This is a genomic window from Arthrobacter alpinus, assembly GCF_001294625.1.
Lineage (GTDB): Bacteria > Actinomycetota > Actinomycetes > Actinomycetales > Micrococcaceae > Specibacter > Specibacter alpinus_A.
The window spans coordinates 1,834,518-1,854,654 of record NZ_CP012677.1 but is presented as its reverse complement, the minus strand read 5'-3'; the positions used below and the strand labels follow the sequence as shown (position 1 = coordinate 1,854,654).

Annotated in this window: 12 protein-coding genes, 1 tRNA gene and 2 pseudogenes; 11 read left to right on the top strand and 4 right to left on the bottom strand. The window is 60.9% G+C overall.

All coding sequences use genetic code 11. From position 1 onward, the window contains the following. Nucleotides 1-54: 54 nt before the first annotated feature. The 3 genes and pseudogenes from AOC05_RS08230 to AOC05_RS08215 form a co-directional block, all read right to left on the bottom strand. A pseudogene (locus AOC05_RS08230) lies at nt 55-1,265 on the bottom strand (permease). A gap of 228 nt (nt 1,266-1,493) precedes the next feature. After that, nucleotides 1,494-2,040 (bottom strand): annotated as a pseudogene (locus AOC05_RS20755) (IS982 family transposase); the annotation flags it as partial. 32 nt (nt 2,041-2,072) lie between these two features. Further along, a complete protein-coding gene (locus tag AOC05_RS08215) occupies nt 2,073-3,536 on the bottom strand; it encodes a sugar porter family MFS transporter (RefSeq protein WP_082357852.1) in 1,464 nt (487 codons plus the stop codon). Between the two features lie 311 nt (nt 3,537-3,847). Between AOC05_RS08215 and AOC05_RS08210 the strand changes: the two genes are divergently transcribed. The 8 genes from AOC05_RS08210 to AOC05_RS08180 all read left to right on the top strand — a co-directional run bounded on the left by AOC05_RS08210 (nt 3,848) and on the right by AOC05_RS08180 (nt 16,424). Continuing rightward, complete coding sequence (locus AOC05_RS08210) at nt 3,848-4,120, top strand: hypothetical protein (RefSeq protein WP_062006806.1); 273 nt, start codon at nt 3,848-3,850, stop codon at nt 4,118-4,120. 1 nt (nt 4,121) lies between these two features. Next, entirely contained in the window at nt 4,122-5,054 is a 933-nt protein-coding gene (locus AOC05_RS08205) for a carbamate kinase (protein WP_062006805.1), read from the top strand. Between the two features lie 2 nt (nt 5,055-5,056). Next, nucleotides 5,057-7,501, top strand: a complete 2,445-nt coding sequence (locus AOC05_RS08200; protein WP_197277913.1) for a phosphoketolase — start codon at nt 5,057-5,059, stop codon at nt 7,499-7,501. Further along, nucleotides 7,491-8,573 (top strand): class I fructose-bisphosphate aldolase, encoded by a 1,083-nt coding sequence (locus AOC05_RS08195; RefSeq protein ID WP_082357850.1) that lies wholly within the window; start codon nt 7,491-7,493, stop codon nt 8,571-8,573. The genes AOC05_RS08200 and AOC05_RS08195 overlap by 11 nt, the downstream gene beginning before the upstream one ends. Beyond that, nucleotides 8,563-11,367, top strand: coding sequence for a plasma-membrane proton-efflux P-type ATPase (locus AOC05_RS08190; protein WP_082357849.1), 2,805 nt, complete (start codon nt 8,563-8,565; stop codon nt 11,365-11,367). Before AOC05_RS08195 ends, AOC05_RS08190 begins: the two co-directional genes overlap by 11 nt. Nucleotides 11,368-11,558: 191 nt before the next feature. Then, a complete protein-coding gene (locus AOC05_RS20410) occupies nt 11,559-11,693 on the top strand; it encodes a hypothetical protein (protein ID WP_257720358.1) in 135 nt (44 codons plus the stop codon). Between the two features lie 1,403 nt (nt 11,694-13,096). Further along, nucleotides 13,097-14,806, top strand: a complete 1,710-nt coding sequence (gene aspT, locus AOC05_RS08185; RefSeq protein ID WP_062006804.1) for an aspartate-alanine antiporter — start codon at nt 13,097-13,099, stop codon at nt 14,804-14,806. A 22-nt stretch (nt 14,807-14,828) separates the two neighbouring features. Next, nucleotides 14,829-16,424 (top strand): bifunctional aspartate transaminase/aspartate 4-decarboxylase, encoded by a 1,596-nt coding sequence (locus AOC05_RS08180; RefSeq protein WP_062006803.1) that lies wholly within the window; start codon nt 14,829-14,831, stop codon nt 16,422-16,424. A 451-nt stretch (nt 16,425-16,875) separates the two neighbouring features. Here AOC05_RS08180 and AOC05_RS08175 read toward each other — a convergent pair. Then, nucleotides 16,876-16,948: transfer RNA gene (locus AOC05_RS08175), tRNA-Arg, on the bottom strand. Nucleotides 16,949-17,125: 177 nt separating this feature from the next. On the opposite strand from AOC05_RS08175, the gene AOC05_RS08170 reads away from it, so the two are divergent. From AOC05_RS08170 to ettA, 3 genes are all read left to right on the top strand, one after another. Next, the gene (locus AOC05_RS08170; RefSeq protein ID WP_082357848.1) at nt 17,126-17,800 is read left to right on the top strand and encodes a single-stranded DNA-binding protein; all 675 of its coding nucleotides are present in this window, start codon (nt 17,126-17,128) and stop codon (nt 17,798-17,800) included. Nucleotides 17,801-17,830: 30 nt separating this feature from the next. Further along, the gene (locus AOC05_RS20090) at nt 17,831-18,334 is read left to right on the top strand and encodes a DUF6993 domain-containing protein (RefSeq protein ID WP_231687203.1); all 504 of its coding nucleotides are present in this window, start codon (nt 17,831-17,833) and stop codon (nt 18,332-18,334) included. 63 nt (nt 18,335-18,397) lie between these two features. Continuing rightward, nucleotides 18,398-20,080, top strand: coding sequence for an energy-dependent translational throttle protein EttA (gene ettA / locus AOC05_RS08160; protein ID WP_062006801.1), 1,683 nt, complete (start codon nt 18,398-18,400; stop codon nt 20,078-20,080). The last annotated feature ends 57 nt before the right edge of the window (nt 20,081-20,137 follow it).

Here is a 20,137-nt window from a genome sequence, read left to right as displayed (position 1 = left end):
GGTGCGGGGCGGGAGACGATCGGGCATCTTCCAGCCCACTGGCCAGGGTGCCCACTACTGTTGATCGTGGTCCGGCTGGTCGGGGTTTCTGGCGGTGTGGTCTTGGCTCCCCGGGTGATTGTCCAATGGGTGGTCGCCACCGGAATGGTCGTTGCCGGTGTGATCGTGTCCAGGGTCGGGTGAGCCACCCATCATTTTGAGCATGTTGCCGGAGTCGCTGCGGAAGAACACCCCGAGCAATGCCAACCCGATGAGGATGAAAGTGATGTTGAGCCAGGTGGTGTAGTTCCAGCTGATGCCAGCGTCGATGATCGAGAGGTTTCGGTTGCTGGGGACTAGGTGCAGGGGCGTGAAGATCAGCTCGACGACGTAACCGGCGAGCACCATCGCCGCATAGAATATCGCGGTGATGCGCAGTGCCGCCTTCGTGCCGTAGTACTTCCGGTAGATAAGGATGATCGGGATGATAATCAGGTCAGCGAAAATGAAGCTGATGACCCCGCCGAAGCTGATGCCTCCATTCCACAGGACTGCGGCCAGGGGCACGTTTCCAACCGAGCAGACAAAACTGACGACCGCGATGAGCGGTCCGATCAGGGGACCGAGAATGAACGCCAGAGTTGGGTCATTGACGAAAAAGATCGTTTGCAGCCAGGGTTTGGGAACCCACGCTGCAAACGCTCCTGCGATGAGCAACCCGAGCAGGATGTCCCGGAGAACGGCCGCCCAATCCATGACGAAGTACCGCGACACCGACGTGATGCCCTCCCGGCAGAACAGCCTCTTCCAAAAGCTGCCTTCTGCAGCGACGGACATGTCCATCGCTGCATGACCCTCCATTGAGCCGGCCAAGCCCTTGTCGGCTTGGTTGCGAGCGGCATCGACGATCTTGCCACGCATCCACATCCGGAATCCGAAAGCGACAAACACGATGATAAACGGGCCGCCGACGAACTCAGCCAGGGTGAACTGCCAGCCCATCACGAACGCCAGTATAAGCCCGAGCTCGAGCACCAGGTTCGTGGAGGCGATCTCGAATGCCATGGCGGCAGTGAAGTTTGCCCCTTGCGAATCAAGGCTCGCGCGAGGGCGACAGCTGCGTAGGAACACGACGAGGACGCAGCGCCAAGTCCAGCTGCGATCGATAGGGAGCGGGGGGAGTCATCGTGCATGAGAGCAACGATTCGTTCCTTGCGGACAATCGCTTGAATCACGCCTGACAGGGTGAATCCGAGCACGAGTGGCCAGAGGATCTGCCAAGCCATCGAGCCCGCGATGGCTAGAGCATGGCCGACTGCTTCCAGGATGAACATGCACGTCCTCCTTCACGTTCTATGTAAAGTGTCCACCTGCTGGGGCAGTTGTGGTTACACACATCTTTAAACGCCAGTCAAGGCAACCAGGCATGGACAGGCCCTTGGACATCCGGACGGGGGCAATTGGAACTGCGGTACGCCCCGGGAGGGTCAGCTCGCGCGATAAGGCCTTGTCCGGATGTCCATGCAGGTTTGGCGTTCATCGCCCCTTCGCCCCGGCCAGTGCCCAACCGATCTGGAGGCCGTGGAGGGTACAGACCAGGTGCAGGCGCAGCCCCCAGAAGTAGCGTGAGTGGGAGGCGCAGTACCCGTACTCGGCCCACTGGGCGATCTCCGAGCGGCGGACGGTTTCCCTGGATCTGGCGTATTCGACCGAGGTGGAATCAACCACCCACGCATCATCACAGCAGATATCACTGCGCTCGTTCAACGCGCAAATGAGCCACTTCATGCAGCCACCGAGCCGACGCAAACGCTTGTTATAACCTGACTGGCCCGGCAGATACGGGAACATGCCCTGGTAGTGTTCCTTCGCGTGGCGCAGTCATCTCGCGTCGGAGGTGAACCCGAGTAGGGCCTGCATCAACGCCAAGGTCATCACTTCAGTGTCGGAGATTTTGGGGCTGATCCCGATCCGGGGCCGGCACGGGACCCGCTCCGGATCGGCCTTCAACAAATCGTCCGCTGCGACATAGAATGCTGTGGCAAGGACAAGAACATCCACGCGATTCACCACCGTCAATTACTTCCCGGCCGCTAGGCAGTCGTTGGCTTCTTGTGCCGAACCAACTTGCTTTTGTCCTCAAGTTCCAGTCCGCTGACCTCTGGCAGCAAAGCCTTGACGAACCAGAAGGACAGGACGGCAAAGAACGCGAACCCGGCATAGACGAAGCCAAGGCCGACGGCGGCGCTCATGATCGGGAAGAGCAGTGTGACGATGAAATTGAAGATCCAGTTGAAGGCGGTCGCGATGCCCAGGGCCAGGCCGCGAATCTTGTTCGGGAAGACCTCCCCGAGGACCACCCACATCACGGGCCCCCATGTTGCGGCAAAGAATATGACGAACAGGTTGGCACCGACCAGGGCGATGGGTCCCCAGGGAGCTGCGAGGGTGAGCGAGTCCCCTGAACCCGTTGCTTGGGAGAAGGAGACTGCGGCGGCGACAAGCCCCACGAACATGCCCGCCGAACCTACCAGCAGCAGCAACTTACGCCCAACTTTGTCAACGAAGAAGATGGCGACAAACGTCAGGGCCACATTGATGATGGAAGTGATGACGGACGTCGTGAAGGAGTCTTCCTGGCTGAAGCCCACCGACTGCCACAACGTGGTCGAGTAGTAAAAGATCGCGTTGATGCCGACCAGCTGTTGAAAGGCGGCCATGCCAATGCCGATCCACAGGATGGGTTGCAGCCCGAGCGCGGGGCCGCGTAATTCACGGTAGGTGGAGCGCCGTTCGTTTTCCAGGCTCTCCTCGATTTCCTTCAGACGCTGTTCCGGGTTGACCGGGCTGGTGAAGCGCCGGATGACAGCAAGGGCATCCTTGTTCCGGCTCTTGCGGATCAGGAAATGGGGGGACTCGGGAATTGTCAGGGACAGGAGGCCGTAGACGACGGCAGGAATGACACCTACCAGCAGCATCCACCGCCAGGCGGGCATGCCCCACCAGAGTTCATTGCCGGCACCTCCAGCGGCCCTTGCCAGACCGGCGTCGGAAAGCAGCGCCAGAAAGATACCCAGCGTGATGGCCAACTGCTGGAGTGAGCTGAGTGCCCCACGCAGCCGTGCAGGGGCCATCTCACCGATGTAGGCAGGAGCGATGACCGAGGCGATGCCAATGGCTAGCCCGCCAATGACCCGCCATGACATCAGGTCCCAAATGGCGAAAGCGTAGGCCGAGCCGATCGAGCTGGCCACAAAGAGAAGAGCCGCCAACACCATGACTGGCTTGCGACCCCAGACATCGGCCAGTTGGCCGGCGAACCACGCACCGATGGCGCATCCGATCAAGGTGATGGCCACAGTGATGACCACGGCAGCCGAGCCCAGGTTGAAGTCGGACTGGATCGAATTGACGGCCCCGTTGATCACTGAGGTGTCAAAGCCGAACAGGAGTCCACCCAAAGCGGCCGCCATGGTGATGATAATGATCTTTCCCAGATGGGGCGTTTTCTCCGCCCCGGGATTTGAGTTCGGCTGCTCTGCTGGACTTGAGCTCATGGTGCACCGCGATCCTGGCCCTCTTGGGTGGTCACCAGCGCACCGGGCCTTACTTGAGCTGTGGCCGTCAGTTGTCGTGCGGCTCGGCAACCTTGTGTGGAAATCTACCCCTGCGCCGAGTAGGGCAATAGAGGGGGCCGTGGGCCACGCCCACGGCCCCCTCACTGACGGAAGGCGGTTGTTTGGCCGTGCTCTGGCCGGTCGGTGTCCGCAGGTGTAGCGTGATTAAAGGTGCCGCCCGGACCCGCAGCCCCCTGACTTTAACACCCGCGGATGATTTCTACGAGAAACCCCTTGGCAGGAGTACCACCATGAACGCAGATCAGCTCGAGCTCAACCGGAGGCTGAATGGGCAGTTGCGGGTGGATTCCATCCGTTGCAGCACAAGCGCAGTCTCCGGACACCCCACATCGTCCTGGTCGGCCGCGGATCTCATCGCGGTCCTGTTGCTGGCAGGGCGCCTGTCCTCCCAGTACCAGGCGTTCGGAATCGCCTCTGCGGGAAAATACCTGGGCAGGATTACCCACGGTGTGTGGTTGCGTCGTGATGAGCCGGCGGTCTTGTTTCCCGCGCTGGGCATTTGAGATGCGCATCGTGGTGGCGCTCGGCGGCAATGCACTGCTCGAGCGCAAGGACCGGCCCGACGCCGATGTTGAACGCGGCCATATCCGCGAAGCTGCCGCTGCCCTGGCACCGCTCACTGACGAGCACCAACTGATCGTGTGCCACGGCAATGGGCCCCAAGTCGGACTGCTGGCCATGGAAAGCCAAGCCGATCCGTCACTGCGCGCCCCCTATCCCTTGGACGCTCTCGGAGCGCAGACGCAGGGGATGATCGGGTACTGGCTGACACAGGAGCTGCGCAACGCCGGTGTCAGCCATCCTGTGGTGGCGGTGATTACGCAGACCGTTGTCGCTGAAGCAGACCCGGGGTTCGCGTCCCCGTCAAAATTCATCGGGCCCACCTACACCCATGCGGAAGCCGCGGACCTGGCCGCCCGACATGGGTGGCAGGTCCGCGGCGACGGCTCCGCCTGGCGCAGGGTGGTGGCCTCGCCGCAGCCTTTGGGGATCGTCGAATTGGACTGTATCGAGCATCTTCTTCACATCGGAGCAGTGGTCGTGTGCGGTGGTGGCGGCGGGGCGCCCGTCACCCGGGACCTCTCAGGTCAGCTACGCGGCATCGAGGCAGTGGTTGACAAGGACTACACCTCTACCCGCATTGCCTTGGATGTCGGTGCGGACAGGCTGCTGCTGCTCACCGACGTCGCAGCTGTCATGCGCGACTTCGGCACCCCTCGCGAGCACGCCATCGACCGCATCAGCACCGAGGAACTGGCTGGACTGCATCTGCCGGCCGGATCGATGGGCCCGAAGATCGCCGCGGGCGCCTGGTTCACCACCGCCACCGGCCACCCTTCCGCGATCGGCGCCCTCGCTGACGCGGCGGACATCTTGGCCGGAACCGCAGGTACGACAATCACCGGCCCCAAGCCGTCCAATCACAAGGGAGCATGAACATGAACGAGCACACCGAGTCCGACACGACCACGATGGCGGGCCCTGAGAGCCCGCAACCTGAAAAGAGCCCAGTACTGAGTGAGGAACTGCTGCATCGTATGGATGCGTATTGGAGGGCTGCGAACTATCTGTCGGTCGGGCAGCTCTATCTCTACGACAATGCCCTGCTCAAGCGCCCTTTGGCGCTCTCGGATGTGAAGCCGCTGGTGGTGGGGCATTGGGGCACCACACCGGGACAGAACTTCATCTACGTGCACTTGAACCGGGTGATCGTGAAGTACGGGTTGGACATGTTCTACGTTTCCGGGCCCGGCCACGGCGGACCGGCACTGGTGGCCAACACCTACCTTGAAGGAAGCTATTCGGAAATCTACCCGGACGTCAGCCAGGACGAGGCCGGGATGAAGAACCTGTTTAAGCAGTTCTCCTTTCCGGGTGGTATTTCCAGCCATGTGGCACCGACCACCCCGGGCTCGATCCATGAGGGAGGTGAGCTGGGCTACTCGCTCAGCCATGCGTTCGGGGCGGTGTTCGACAATCCGGGTTTGGTGGTCGCGTGCGTGGTGGGCGACGGCGAGGCCGAGACAGGGCCGTTGGCCACGTCGTGGCAGTCCACGAAGTTCCTCAACCCTGCCAGCGACGGGGCAGTGCTGCCGATCCTGCATCTGAACGGGTACAAGATCAGCAACCCCACCGTGCTGGCCCGCATCGAGCACGGGGAACTGGATGCGTTTTTGCGTGGATGCGGGTGGGACCCGCGCTATGTTGAAGGCAGCGATCCGGAGGCGATGCACCAGCTGTTGGCCGGTGTAATGGATTCGGCCATTGAGGACATCCGCACCATTCAAGCTGGCGCCCGCGTCGGAGGCAGCACCACCAGGCCGCGCTGGCCGATGATCGTGTTGCGTTCCCCCAAGGGGTGGACAGGGCCCAAGGTGGTTGACGGCCTGAAGGTCGAGGGCACGTTCCGCTCGCACCAAGTTCCGCTGCTGGTGGACGAGGGCCATCCAGGCCACGTCAGCCAGTTGGAGGCGTGGATGCGCAGCTACAAGCCGGAGGAGCTGTTCGATGCGGACGGGCGGCTGCTGCCCGAACTGGAGGAGCTGGCCCCGTCCGGGGAACGGCGGATGGGTTCCAATCCGCACACCAACGGTGGGCTGCTGCTGCGCGATCTGCGGATGCCCGACTTCCGGAGCTACGCAGTCTCCGTGACAGTCCCTGGTGCCGTCGAGGCGAAGGACACGCTGGTGCTGGGGGATTTCCTGCGTGATGTGATCGCGCTGAATGCGGAACGGCGCAACTTTCGTCTCTTCGGTCCGGATGAGACGCTCTCCAACCAGCTGGGGGCGGTGTTCGAGGTCACCGACCGCCAATGGGACGCCCGCACGATCGAGGGCGATGAGTTTTTGGCCCCGTCCGGATTGGTCCTGGACTCGATGCTCTCCGAGCACCAGTGCCAAGGATGGCTGGAGGGCTACCTGCTGACGGGCCGCCACGGTCTGTTCAACTGCTATGAGGCGTTCATCCATATTGTTGACTCAATGTTCAACCAGCATGCCAAATGGCTGAAAATCACGAAGGCGCTGCCGTGGCGCCGCGACTTCTCCTCGCTGAACTACCTGCTCACCTCCCACGTGTGGCAGCAGGACCACAACGGTTTCACGCACCAGGATCCCGGCTTCCTTGACCATGTGGTGAACAAGAAGGCGGACATCATCCGGGTGTACCTCCCACCGGATGCGAACTCCCTGCTGACCGTCGCCGACCATTGCCTGCGAAGCCGCCACTACGTCAACGTCATTGTCGCCGGCAAACGCGACATGCCCCAATGGCTCTCCATGGACGACGCCGAGATCCACTGCACCAAGGGAATCGGGATCTGGGAGTGGGCCGGCAACGACCGCGGCGCCGAGCCCGACGTCGTCCTTGCCTGCTGCGGGGACACCCCCACCCTGGAGGTTATTGCCGCGGCCTCGATTCTGCGTGAGCACCTGCCCGAGCTGAAGGTCCGGGTTGTCAACGTCGTGGACTTGATGAAGCTCCAATCAGCCAGTGAGCACCCGCACGGGCTCTCCGATGCGGACTATGACTCCTTGTTCACCCGCGACAAGCACATCGTTTTCGCCTTCCACGGCTATCCAACCCTGATCCACCGCCTGACCTACCGGCGAACCAACCCCAACCTGCACGTGCGCGGCTACAACGAGGAAGGCACCATCACCACGCCCTTTGACATGCGCGTGCAAAACCGGCTCGACCGCTACCACCTCGTCCAGGACGTCATCGACAGGCTGCCCCAGCTCGGTGCCACCGGGGATTACCTCAAGCAGGAGATGGCCAACAAGCTCATCGAACACAACCTCTACATCAATCAACACGGTGCGGACCTGCCGGAGATCCGCAACTGGACCTGGAACCCCACCGGAGCAGGCCATGGCCACTGAGACACCGGCGGTCGCCAACCCGGGCGCGGGGGTGAGCACATTGGTGGATACGGCGTTGCAGCGCACCGCCCAGGCATTGCTCGCGGAGAACAAGGGTTTGTTGGCGATCGATGAATCGATCCCGACCTGCAACCGGCGCTTCGCCACGCTCGGGATTCCCCAGACCGAACCCGCCCGCCGCGCCTACCGGGAATTGATCATCACCACCTCCAGGCTCGGGGAGAGCATCAGTGGGGCCATCCTGTGTGATGAGACGATCCGTCAACACACCGCTGACGGGATGCCGTTCCTGCGCGTCTTGCGCGAAGCCGGGATCGAGGCGGGCATCAAGGTCGACCTCGGCACGACGCCGCTGGCCGGCCACCCCGGGGAGAAGGTCACCGAGGGACTCGATGGCCTGCGCGCCCGCCTGGCCGAATACAGCGGGCTCGGCGCGAGCTTCGCGAAATGGCGGGCCGTGTTCACCATCGGTGCGCACACACCCAGCCGGGCGTGCATGGTGGCCAACGCGCACGCGCTGGCCCGCTACGCTGCACTGTGTCAGGAAGCGGGCCTGGTGTCGGTGGTCGAACCGGAAGTGCTGATGGATGGCGCCCACTCCCTTGCGCGGTGTGCCCACGTCACCGAAGACGTCCTTCGTGTCGTGTTCAGAGAACTCGTGGAACAAGGAGTCGTGCTCGAGGGCGTGCTCCTGAAACCCAACATGGTCCTTCCCGGGCTGGATTGCCTGGTCCAGGACCCGGTGGAGGTGGTGGCCGAGGCCACCCGGACGTGTCTGCGGCGCACCGTGCCGGCAGCGGTAGCCGGGATCGCCTTTCTCTCCGGTGGCCAGTCCGGAGATCTCGCCACTGCCCGGCTGGCTGCCATCAACACCGGCACACCGCTGCCGTGGCCGGTGGGGTTTTCCTTCGGCCGTGCGATCCAGCAGCCCGCCTTGACGATCTGGGACGGGAACGACGCGGATATGGTCCGCGCCCAGCAGGCCCTCCAGCAACGGGTTGCCGCCAATCGGAATGCCCGTCGCGGCACCGGCACCGAATTCGAACAGGCGGATGCACACCATGAGCACTGAGGACAGCAAATCCACACCGACCGAATCCACACCGACCGGCTCGGCGGCGTCGACGACTGAGCCGACGCATGACTTGAAGTCGCAGCCGATGGCGGAGGTCCTCAAACAGCTCGACACCTCAGCGCAGGGGCTGACCCAGGCCGAGGCAGCGAAACGGTTGGGCACGTATGGGCCGAACGAGATCCCCGAGCACAAGACCAATCCACTGTTGAAGTTCCTTTCCTACTTCTGGGGACCGATCCCATGGATGATCGAAGTCGCGGTCATCCTCTCGGCCGTAGTAGGGCACTGGCCTGACTTCTTCATCATCTTGGTGCTGCTGCTGGCCAACGCCCTGGTCGGCTGGAGCGAGGAACGCCAGGCCGGCAACGCCATCGAGGCGTTGCGTGCGAAACTTGCGATCACGGCCCGTGCCCGGCGCGACGGGGAATGGGTCACCCCCGCGGCACGGGAATTGGTGCCCGGTGACGTGATACGGCTTCGGCTCGGTGACATCGTCCCCGCCGACGCCCGCCTGCTGGAGGGCGATCCGATCGAGGTTGACCAGTCCGCCCTCACCGGGGAGTCCCTGCCAGCCACTCGTGCCCCGGGCGAGGCGGTGTTCTCCGGCTCGATCATTCGCCGCGGCGAGATTGGTGCGCTGGTCTACGCCACCGGCGCCCACACCTACTTCGGCAAGACTGCCGAGCTGGTCGCCGACGCCCACACCGTCAGCCACTTCCAAAAAGCTGTCCTGAAGATCGGCAATTACCTCATCATCCTCGCAGCCGTGTTCGTCGCTGTGATCATCCTTGTCTCCCTGCTTCGAGGTGACGCGGCGCTGACCACGCTGCAGTTCGCCCTTGTACTGACCGTCGCGGCGATCCCGGTCGCGATGCCCACCGTGCTGTCGGTGACCATGGCCGTTGGTGCCCGGCTGCTGGCCAAGAAGAAGGCCATCGTCAGCCGGCTGGTCGCCATTGAAGAACTTGCCGGCGTCGACATGCTGTGCGCGGACAAGACCGGCACCCTCACCCAGAACTCGCTGACGCTGGGCGAGACTTTCAGCATTGACACGGTCACCGCCGCCGAGGTCATCCTGGCAGGCGCCCTGGCTTCCCGTGCCGACAACGAAGACCCCATCGACCTCGCCGTCCTCGGTGCCCTGGACGACAAAAAAGCGCTGGATCCCTACACGGTCGGCCACTTCGAACCGTTCAACCCCGTCGACAAACGCACCGAGGCCAGCGTCACCGGTGCGGACGGGAAGGCGTTCAAGGTCAGCAAGGGCGCCCCGCAGGTCATCCTCGCCCTGGCAGGGGACAGTGCCAAGATCACCCCTGTCGTGGAGGCAGCCGTCAACGAGTTTGCCGCACGAGGCTACCGCTCGCTCGGTGTGGCCCGGGCCGAGGGTGAAAACCAGTGGAAATTCCTTGGGGTGCTTCCGCTGTTTGATCCGCCCAGAAAGGACGCCAAGGCCACGATCGCCACCGCCGAAGCGATGGGCGTGAGCGTGAAAATGGTGACCGGTGACGCGATCGCGATCGCCAAAGAGACCGCAGACAAGGTCGGGCTCGGCACCAACATCCTCGATGCCGCCGGTCTCGGCGACGTGAAGAAGGAAGAGAGCCCTGCGAGGGTGCGCTCCATCGAGACGGCCGACGGGTTCGCCCAAGTCTTCCCCGAGCACAAATACCACATTATTGACGTCCTGCAGAAGGGCGGCCACATCGTTGGCATGACCGGTGACGGCGTCAACGACGCCCCCGCCCTGAAGAAAGCAGACTGCGGCATCGCTGTTTCCGGCGCCACCGACGCGGCCCGGGCAGCGGCGGCCATCATCTTACTCACCCCGGGACTGGCCGTGATCATTGACGCGATCAAGGAAAGCCGCAAGATCTTTCAGCGGATGAACTCCTACGCCATGTACCGCATCGCGGAAACACTGCGGGTGCTGTTGTTCGTGACCGGGGCGATCCTGTTCTTCAACTTCTTCCCCGTCACAGCGATCATGATCGTGATGCTGGCGCTGCTCAACGACGGGGCGATTCTCTCCATCGCCTACGACAACGTCCACTACAAGATGAAGCCCGAAGCCTGGAACATGCGCCTGGTGTTGGGCATCGCCACCGTCCTGGGCGTTGTCGGACCGATCGCCGCCTTTGGCCTGTTCTACCTCGGTGACCGGGTTTTCGGTGTGCCCCGTCCCCAACTGCAGACCATGATGTACCTGATGCTCTCAGTCGCCGGACACCTCACCATCTTCCTCACCCGCACCCGCGGCCCGTTCTGGTCCATCCCCCCGGCCCGCATCCTCTGGATGGCAGTTCTCGGAACCCAAGCAATAGCGACCCTGATCGCCGTCTACGGACTGTTCATGACCCCGTTGGGCTGGGGATGGGCAGCATTCGTCTGGGGCTACGCCATCATCTGGGCGTTGGTCAGCGACCGCATCAAACTCCTCGCCTACCGCATCCTGGACCCCGCCAAGGCGACCACCAGCCCGGACGACAAGAGTCTGGTCGAGGGCACGCCAGCACAGGAGCCCGACTCCACCAACGGCCCATCCGCGGCGAGTCCCGCCGCTTTTTACACCGACACTGACCCTGGCGAGCCCGTCTATCACGATAACAACAACTGCCCCTACGGGCAGGAGATCAAGAACCACCACAACGACCACCCGGGCACCGACGATCGACGCCGCTGCACCTGGTGCGCCGAACACGACCGACCCGCCCAGCCAGCGCACACGGACCAAACACCCCTGCCCGCCGACGGTGGCCAGGGGCACGTCGCAGAACCGGACTCACCATGACAAGCACGACCACAGCCCCTTGAACCGATCGAGCAGATTCAACACGCGGCGCGCCTGGTCCTATCCGTCCGCTCCACCAACACCCACAACGAGGGCTTGACCCCCAACGGAAGCCTGCCGGACTGGAAATTAATAGCGAACGGCGCTCGGCGTCACCGAGCATCGTCAACGACTTTGCCAAGGACGTTTACGTGGTGAAGGAGAAAGACGGTCGCAGCAGCCGCTACGAGGTGCAAAGGAATCTGCCCCTGCCAAGCCGGCTCATCCGATCAGCGACCGTGAGGGAAGTCCTGGCGGTGCTCGTCATCGTCATCGACGGCGTCTGAGCCGCACCAGTGTCCCAGCGCAGATCTCCGGTCCTGATATGGGATGAACTCGACCGCCGCGGCCCGCAACACGAGCCGCATACAGGCTTGTCTCGCAGGACCCTGCAGCGAGCAGCACACCGTATAGCCGTGAGGAATAGAGCTCGTCATCCAGATCGCCGGTCCACCACAGGTTGGTCGCTTCGCCTGAGACAACCGCGGCTGTGAGGTCGATTGGGTTTGCCCGCAGGGGAACCTTCACTGGCGCAGTCGGTTTCAACGCTCTACATGTCAGGGGTGGGTGAGGCGGCGGACCTCGCTTGCCCGTCCTGGCTTCCCAGAGAGTAGCCGTCACCAACGAGGTGCGGAGATTGATTGGCTGCCAAGCATCCGTTCCGATGGGAGTCCGGGCTAGTCGCTCGAAGTATGGTGTGTGCCGTGCGAGCTCTACGATCGCGGCGTTACTCCAGTCACCGGTCCGAAAAAGCGACGAGGGGGAATGTGTGCAAAAGGTCCATGACCGGCAGGCCCTTTTGTGCGTTGCTACCAGCGTTACCATGCCTTCCAACGCCAAAGGTCCGGTGCCAAAGACATCTATTAGGAGGATGGACCCTTGGCCCCAAGGCGGCATCGTCGACACGGCGAAAAGAGCTATGCCGCGATTCATTAGCGATAACCACTACGTCTCGTTTGATTTGACAAATTCTGTCGATCCGTCCGATAAACGGGCTCTTCGCGTTTGATGCTGAGAACTCGATGGCAAGCAACGGCGCATGGAGCTCACATTGTCTCTACCAATTTTTAGGGTCTTTCACCCCTAGACTGCGGGCCGATACAGGTCCATCCTTGAAGTTGCGGCCAGTCATTTGGCCACCAGATGTGCTAAGAGTGGGAAAAATGTGTCTAGAGGGATTAGATGACTAAATCATCAGCGGTAACCACGCACGAATGTCCCGATCCGTTCCTTCGAGGTACAGGCGTGGGTTACGAGAAGCGGCCGACAGTGCCGTGAACGTCTCATCAGCCTTCCCCACGCGACCCGTGGGTAATGCGGCGTTGATAGAAGCCTCTGTATGCACAGCAGGTCTGGGCCAACAACCTAACGGTGGTATTCGACCGTCGGGTCAACAGCCACCTCAATCAACGGTGGACTCTGACGGTCTGAGGGAAGCTCAGGAACCGTGCCCGAGGGCCGGCTACATTACTCTGGAGTCCACCTGGTCGGGTTCTTCCAACAATAAACACGGCTGCAGTCCCCTTACATGGTGGCTTCTGCTGCATCTCCGCCAATCTCATCGCCAGCTGAGGACCAATAGAAACGAGGCGTCGCTCATGACGGCACCGACCAAACCACTCACGGTCGTGACATCAAAGTTCCGGCTCAGCAAAGGCCCGATGCTGCCAGCAATCGCGGGGAGAGTTCGATGAGCATTCTCAACGCTCTTTTCACTGCCGAACCACTATTGGCGTTGTTCATCACACTCGCTCTAGGCTATCTAATTGGTAAAATTCGTATCGGTAGTTTTGTTCTTGGTGGGATCGCCGGAACACTTTTAGTGGGTGTGGTCATTGGCCAAATCGGAGTCTCTATAGACCCTGGCATCAAAACTATCTTCTTCGCCCTGTTCATCTACGCCGTGGGTTTCCAGGGAGGGCCGCAGTTCGTCCACGCTCTGAACCGTCGTTCTCTCAACCAACTTGTGTCCGCCGTCGTGATGACTGTGGTGGGGTTGATCACCGTGCTTGTCGGTGCGTGGATGTTCGGTCTGGATCGTGGGTTGGCAGCCGGTCTTGCCAGCGGCGGGCTGACCCAGTCTGCGATCATTGGCACGGCGGGAAATGCCATATCGCACCTCGGGCTGTCGTCCGCTGTAACCAAGACGATGCAGACCAATGTTGCTGTCGGGTACGCCGTCACCTATATCTTCGGATCGCTCGGACCGATCCTTTTGGTGACTTGGTTCCTGCCCGCGATCAAACGTTGGAATGTTCGAGCGGAAGCGTTAAAGCTCGCGGCCGCGATGTCCGGCGGTCATGCCGAACTCGAGCCCGGACAATTCAACGCTGTCCGTCCCGTGGTGACGCGATTTTTCAGTATCAGTGAGGCACAGGGCTCGACTAGGAAAACCACTCTCCAACTGGACGAGGCTCTCTCCGATGCCGCAGTGGACGCGGTTGTGCGCTCCGGAGAAGCCATTTCCTTCACCAACGAAACGGTTCTCCAAGCCGGTGACGTTGTCGCGCTCTCTGGAACACCTGAAGCGATGAAGGTGGGCGGAACACTTCTCGGTGACGAAGTGCCAGCACCGACCGGGTTCCGGTTGGTCGAAGAATCCCGAGAGATCATTCTCACGAACAAGGCATTGACATCCCGGTCAATGAGCGAAATTCACGAGCATGTCAATGTGGATACGCGCCATGGTGTCTACCTGACGAAGGCTTTGAGGATGGGCAAAGACTTGCCGCTGCTGGACAAGGTCACCTTTGACCGAGGCGATGAGCTCCATTTCGTCGGCCGTCCCAGCGACCTAGATCGAGTCCAGTCAAAACTCGGCTACAAGATCAGTGCGGCCGCCATGGCCGATTTCGTCTTCTTCGGCATCGGAATGACGATCGGTCTGCTGCTCGGGCTAATCACCTTCAAACTGTGGGGTGTACCAATCTCACTAGGAAGCGGCGTCGGATGTCTCTTCTCCGGCCTGTTGTTCGGATGGCTACGAAGCGTTCACCCGCGGTACGCAGCCCTCCCCATTGGCGCCTCCAATTTTCTGCGGGACTTCGGGCTTGCCGTGTTTGTGGGAATCGTTGGAATCACGGCTGGCCCGCAGGCCCTCGTGGCAATCCAGCAGCACGGAATCACCCTGTTCCTCCTCGGGGTAGGCGTCACCTTGATCCCGCCGATCCTGACGTTCTTCTTCTCCTACTACGTGCTTAGGATCCGCAACCCGATCGAAGCTCTGGCGTGTGTGGCCGGAGGTCGAAGCTCAAACCCGGCGTTCGCCGCCCTCTTGGCGAAGGCCGGAAACTCGACTCCGGTGGTCTCCTTCACCATTACCTACGCCGTTGCCAACGTGTTCCTCACCCTCTGGGGTCCGGTAATCATCGGGATTATCACCAAAAATGCCTCCGCGTAACCATTCCCAGAAAGTGACTTCAATGACCACGCAGGACTACTCCAGCCTCAACAATCTCAGCCCATTCGAGCTGAAAGACAAACTCATCTCAGTTGCCTCCTCTGACGCGCAGCGTTTGATGCTCAATGCGGGTCGCGGCAATCCCAACTTTCTTGCCACTCTTCCGCGTTTTGCCTTTCTCGCACTGGGTGAATTTTCCATGAGGGAATCCGAACGGTCGTACTCCTATCTCGACAGCGGCTTCGGCGGGCTGCCCGAACCGGAGGGCATCGTGCAGCGTTTCGAAGCCTTCGCCGCCCACCAAGATCACAGCCCGGGGATCACGTTCCTGCGGTCGGCGCTCTCCTACGTCAAAGACCAGCTTGGCCTCGACGGCGACGAATTCCTTTTCGAGATGGTCGGCGCATTCCTGGGATGCACCTATCCGACCCCGCCGCGAATGCTCCGTCACGTGGAAGAGATCGTTAAGGCTTATCTGATGCACGAGATGTTCGGGCCGATCAAGTCCGACGGCGACTTCTCCCTCTTCGCTACCGAGGGCGGTACAGCCGCGATGGCTTACATTTTCCAAAGCCTTGCGGTCAACGGATTGATCCACCCGGGAGAGAAGATCGCTATTGCAACTCCCGTCTTCTCTCCCTATTTGGAGATCCCAGTGCTGGCGGAGTACGGACTTGAGATCGTCGACATTCGTATGGAGCGAACGGCCGACTGGCAGCTGCCACAGAGCGAAATCGATAAGCTTCTTGATCCCGAGGTCAAGGTTTTCTGTGTGGTGAACCCGAGCAATCCGCCGTCGTCGAAGATCTCTACTGCCGGGCTCGATCAACTCACCAAGTTGGTGACCAAACAGCGCCCGGATCTCATAATCGTGACGGACGACGTTTACGGCACATTCGCAGACGACTTCGTTTCGCTGTTCGCCGTCTTACCGCGCAACACGCTCCTTGTTTACTCGTTTTCCAAATTCTTCGGGGCTACCGGCTGGCGGTTAGGGACCATAGCCCTACACACCAGCAACATCATCGACGAAATGCTGTCGGCTCAGCCGGAGGCCGAGAAAACGCGATTGCGTACGCGATACGCGTCGTTGACCGCCGAGCCTGGCAAGCTCGCGTTCATCGACCGTTTGGTCGGCGACAGCCGTGCTGTCGCCCTTAACCACACCGCGGGGCTATCGACCCCACAGCAGTTCCAGATGGGCCTCCTGGCCCTCAACGGGCTGATGGACCGTCTGGGTCACTACAAGGCTGCGGCCAAACAACTCATCCGCCAGCGTTACCAGACCCTCTACCGCAGCATGGGTGTAACTGCTGCGTTCGAACCCGACGATGTGAACTATTACAGTCTGATCGACCTTCAGGAGCTGGGAGGTCAGCTCTACGGCGCCGAATTTGAGGCCTGGTTCATCAAACAAGGTCTGGGCACCGAATTTCTCTTTCGCCTCGCAGACGAGACGGGGGTGGTGCTGCTACCCGGCAGAGGGTTCGAGGTTGTGGATACCTCCGCCCGGGTCTCCCTAGCCAATCTCACTGACCACGAGTATCGAGCGATTGGTGCAGCGACTCGACGTATCGTAGACGAGTACCATGACGCTTTCACCCACACGTCTGACTGACCCATATCGACGAGCATTTCACGCCCGACCGCGAACTGAGCGGTCCCGTAACCGGGTCCACCACCGGAGCGTGTGCAGGCAACTTCGGAATTCTTTCCAAACTACGTGTTTCCAGGGGCGTCAGATTCGCGATTACCCCGCCCGACTTAATGCCCGGTGAACGTGCCCTAACTGCAACACCCTAGAGTCTCAGCTGTTCAGGGCAACGACACGTCTCGTCCACCGGCCAGCGGCAGCGGAGCCGAATACGTACTTCGACCGCCTGAGCGGCCCGGCAATCGTCTGGGATGACGCCGCAAATGCCTGTCTTGGAGCGAAAAAGGGGAGCTGGTCATTTTGAAAAGGGGGAGTGGAATTTGAAGAAAATTTTGACGAATTGGGGGAGTAAAAGGGGAGTTGGTCCCAAATGGGCCTGACCTGCGAGGTATAACCGCAGGTCAGAGGCCCGTTGTGCCCCGGGCCGGACTCGAACCGGCGGCCAAGAGATTAGAAGGCTCCTGCTCTATCCGCTGAGCTACCGAGGCGTGGTTCGCGTCAGCCTGACACGAACCTTATCTAAATTATCAGGTTTGCGGCGGCTTAGCCTCCTCCACAGCCATAACGCCTGCGGACATTGTCCACAGATTCGTCCGACCCCCTATAAATGAAGTACGGACCGGAGTTGTCTAGAAGTAGCCGAACAATACCAACTCAAGTTACTAATGGAAGGACAGATCATGTCGAACTACGTGACTCTCCAAGGGTTTGCTTCCTCGGATGTCGAACTGGACACGAAGGAATCGGGCTTGCTCATCGGAAAGTTCCGAATGGGATCAACGCATCGCGTCCAGGATCCCGTGACTAAGGCGTGGAGCGATGGACCCACCAACTGGTTCCGTGTGAATTTGTTCCGCTCCCTGGCCAACAATGTCGCCGCCAGCGTCCACAAGGGCGACCACATCGTCGTGTCGGGAAAGTTACGGATCAAGACCTGGTTGAGGCTTGACGGATCGCAGGGAATGGCCGTCGAAATCGACGCCGAAACAGTGGGAAACGATCTGAAGTTTGGCACGTGCACCTATCACCGCAATGCGTCGCCGCGCATAAATGGCCAGGGCCAGTATGCGCAAGGACAGTCCGACGGAGTATCTTCCGCAACACCGCCGGTGCCCTCTGTGGCACCGGAGTTTCATGGCGAAGGGGAGCAGATGCCTCCGCTTCAGGACACGAACTCGATGGATGCGGACGATATGCTCGATGATCCTGACGCAACTGATGACGCGGGCTCCAAGACTGATCCCGGTGAAGCCAATAGCAACCAGGTGGATGCCGGCGATGGCCTCGTCGCAGATCTCAGCACGGGTGAGCTTGTCGACTCAGTTCAGCCGCCATACTGATGCTTGGTGTTGCCGTGGCAGAATGGCGGGGTGACTTTGGATAACATGACACCCCGCCCGACTTTGGCGCCATTGTATCGGCGCACGCGTGCGGTCGCCGTGTTTATCGTATTGGCCGCAACCTTGACCACCACAGGTTGTTCGCTCCTGCCGCAGGAGCGTGCCACCACGGATTCGACCCAGTCTCCGAGCGTCGCAGGAACTGGGACCGACCCTGCCACTCCGGCGCAGCCGCCCACGGCGGAGCAAGCCTTCGCGGAACGAATGCAGGCGTCCCTCGACAAATTAGGTGCTTCCACGAAGGCCCCCAAACGCGATCAGATGTTGGCAGCCATGGTCGAAGCCGGTGCGGTTCAGGAGAAGGTCGAGGTGTCTGTTGATATCACTCCCACAGGGTTGCCTGTGGATGCCATCGAAGCTGCTGCACCAGTGGACTCTGCATGTGTCATTGGCCAAGTCCGGGATGGCAAAGTCACAGTGACAATCCTGCCTGTTCTCGCCTCTGGCCGATGCTTTGTGGGCGACCAGCACTAAAGCTCCGGCTTGTCTCCGACCAGCAAATGTGAGTTAACGCCGTGCAGCCACTAACCTTAGGACATGGCGGAATTTATTTACACGATGTCCAACACCCGCAAGGCTGTTGGCGACAAACTCATTCTTGACAACGTAAGCATGTCCTTCTTCCCGGGTGCCAAGATTGGCGTTGTGGGGCCCAATGGTGCCGGTAAGTCCACCATTTTGAAGATCATGGCTGGTTTGGACACTCCCTCCAACGGTGAGGCTCGTTTGAGTCCCGGCTACACTGTGGGCATTTTGCTCCAGGAGCCGCCGTTAAACGAGGAAAAGACCGTCCTGGGCAACGTCCAGGAAGGCGTTGGCGAGATTTACGCGAAGATCACCCGTTACAACGAGATCTCCGAGGAAATGGCCAGCCCGGACGCTGACTTTGACACACTCCTTGAAGAGATGGGCAAGCTCCAGGAAGCCATTGACGCTGCCGACGCTTGGGACATTGACTCCCAGCTCGAACAGGCCATGGATGCATTGCAGTGCCCGCCGGGCGACTCGGATGTCACAGTCCTTTCCGGTGGTGAGCGCCGTCGTGTGGCTTTGTGCAAGCTTCTGCTACAGAAGCCGGACCTGTTGCTTTTGGATGAGCCCACCAACCACCTGGACGCTGAGAGCGTGCAGTGGCTCGAGCTTCACCTGAAGAACTACGCTGGCGCCGTCCTTGCCGTGACCCACGATCGTTATTTCCTGGATCACGTTGCTGAATGGATCGCTGAAGTTGACCGCGGGAAGCTGTACCCGTACGAGGGTAACTACTCCACTTACCTGGAAAAGAAGCGGGCCCGCCTGGAAGTCCAGGGCAAAAAGGACGCCAAGCAGGCCAAGCGCCTCACCGAGGAACTCGACTGGGTCCGCTCCAACGCCAAGGGCCGACAGACCAAGTCCAAGGCCCGCCTGGCCCGCTACGAGGAAATGGCTGCCGAGGCCGACCGCACACGCAAGCTCGACTTCGAAGAAATCCAGATTCCCCCGGGCCCTCGCCTGGGTGGCATCGTGCTCGAAGCTGAGAACTTGAAAAAGGGTTACGGCGACCGAGTCCTGATTGACGGTTTGAGCTTCACGTTGCCCCGCAACGGCATTGTTGGTGTCATCGGCCCGAACGGTGTGGGCAAGTCCACCCTGTTCAAAACCATTGTCGGCTTGGAAGAGCTCGACGCCGGCACCCTCAAGGTGGGCGAGAGCGTCAAGATCTCCTACGCTGACCAGAGCCGTGGCGGCATCGACCCGGACAAAACGTTGTGGGAAGTTGTCTCCGAAGGTTTGGACTACATCCAGGTCGGACAGGTTGAAATGCCTTCCCGCGCCTACGTTGCGGCCTTTGGATTCAAGGGCCCGGACCAGCAAAAGAAGGCAGGTGTGCTCTCCGGTGGTGAGCGCAACCGCTTGAACCTTGCCTTGACCCTGAAACAGGGCGGCAACTTGCTGCTCCTCGATGAACCCACTAACGACCTTGACGTGGAAACCCTCAGCAGCCTAGAAAACGCCCTGTTGGAATTCCCTGGCTGTGCCGTGGTCGTATCGCACGACCGTTGGTTCCTCGACAGAGTTGCCACCCACATCCTCGCCTACGAAGGCACCGACGAGAACCCGGCCAACTGGCACTGGTTCGAGGGTAACTTTGATGCCTACGAGGAAAACAAGGTTGAGCGACTTGGTGCAGACGCTGCTCGTCCGCACCGTGTCACACACCGCCGCCTGACCCGCGACTAGGCACTACGCACGTCCACGTGCTGTCCTTCCGACTCGGAACGGCTGAGAAGAGCCCGC

Bases quoted from the DNA above. Each gene is read 5' to 3' on its own strand.
- AOC05_RS08190 (WP_082357849.1), top strand. From the start codon at position 8,563: ATGAGCACTGAGGACAGCAAATCCACACCGACCGAATCCACACCGACC.
- AOC05_RS08180 (WP_062006803.1), top strand. From the start codon at position 14,829: ATGACCACGCAGGACTACTCCAGCCTCAACAATCTCAGCCCATTCGAG.
- AOC05_RS08195 (WP_082357850.1), top strand. From the start codon at position 7,491: ATGGCCACTGAGACACCGGCGGTCGCCAACCCGGGCGCGGGGGTGAGC.
- AOC05_RS08205 (WP_062006805.1), top strand. From the start codon at position 4,122: ATGCGCATCGTGGTGGCGCTCGGCGGCAATGCACTGCTCGAGCGCAAG.
- AOC05_RS08210 (WP_062006806.1), top strand. From the start codon at position 3,848: ATGAACGCAGATCAGCTCGAGCTCAACCGGAGGCTGAATGGGCAGTTG.
- AOC05_RS08170 (WP_082357848.1), top strand. From the start codon at position 17,126: ATGGAAGGACAGATCATGTCGAACTACGTGACTCTCCAAGGGTTTGCT.
- AOC05_RS08215 (WP_082357852.1), bottom strand. From the start codon at position 3,536: ATGAGCTCAAGTCCAGCAGAGCAGCCGAACTCAAATCCCGGGGCGGAG.
- aspT (WP_062006804.1), top strand. From the start codon at position 13,097: ATGAGCATTCTCAACGCTCTTTTCACTGCCGAACCACTATTGGCGTTG.
- ettA (WP_062006801.1), top strand. From the start codon at position 18,398: ATGGCGGAATTTATTTACACGATGTCCAACACCCGCAAGGCTGTTGGC.
- AOC05_RS08200 (WP_197277913.1), top strand. From the start codon at position 5,057: ATGAACGAGCACACCGAGTCCGACACGACCACGATGGCGGGCCCTGAG.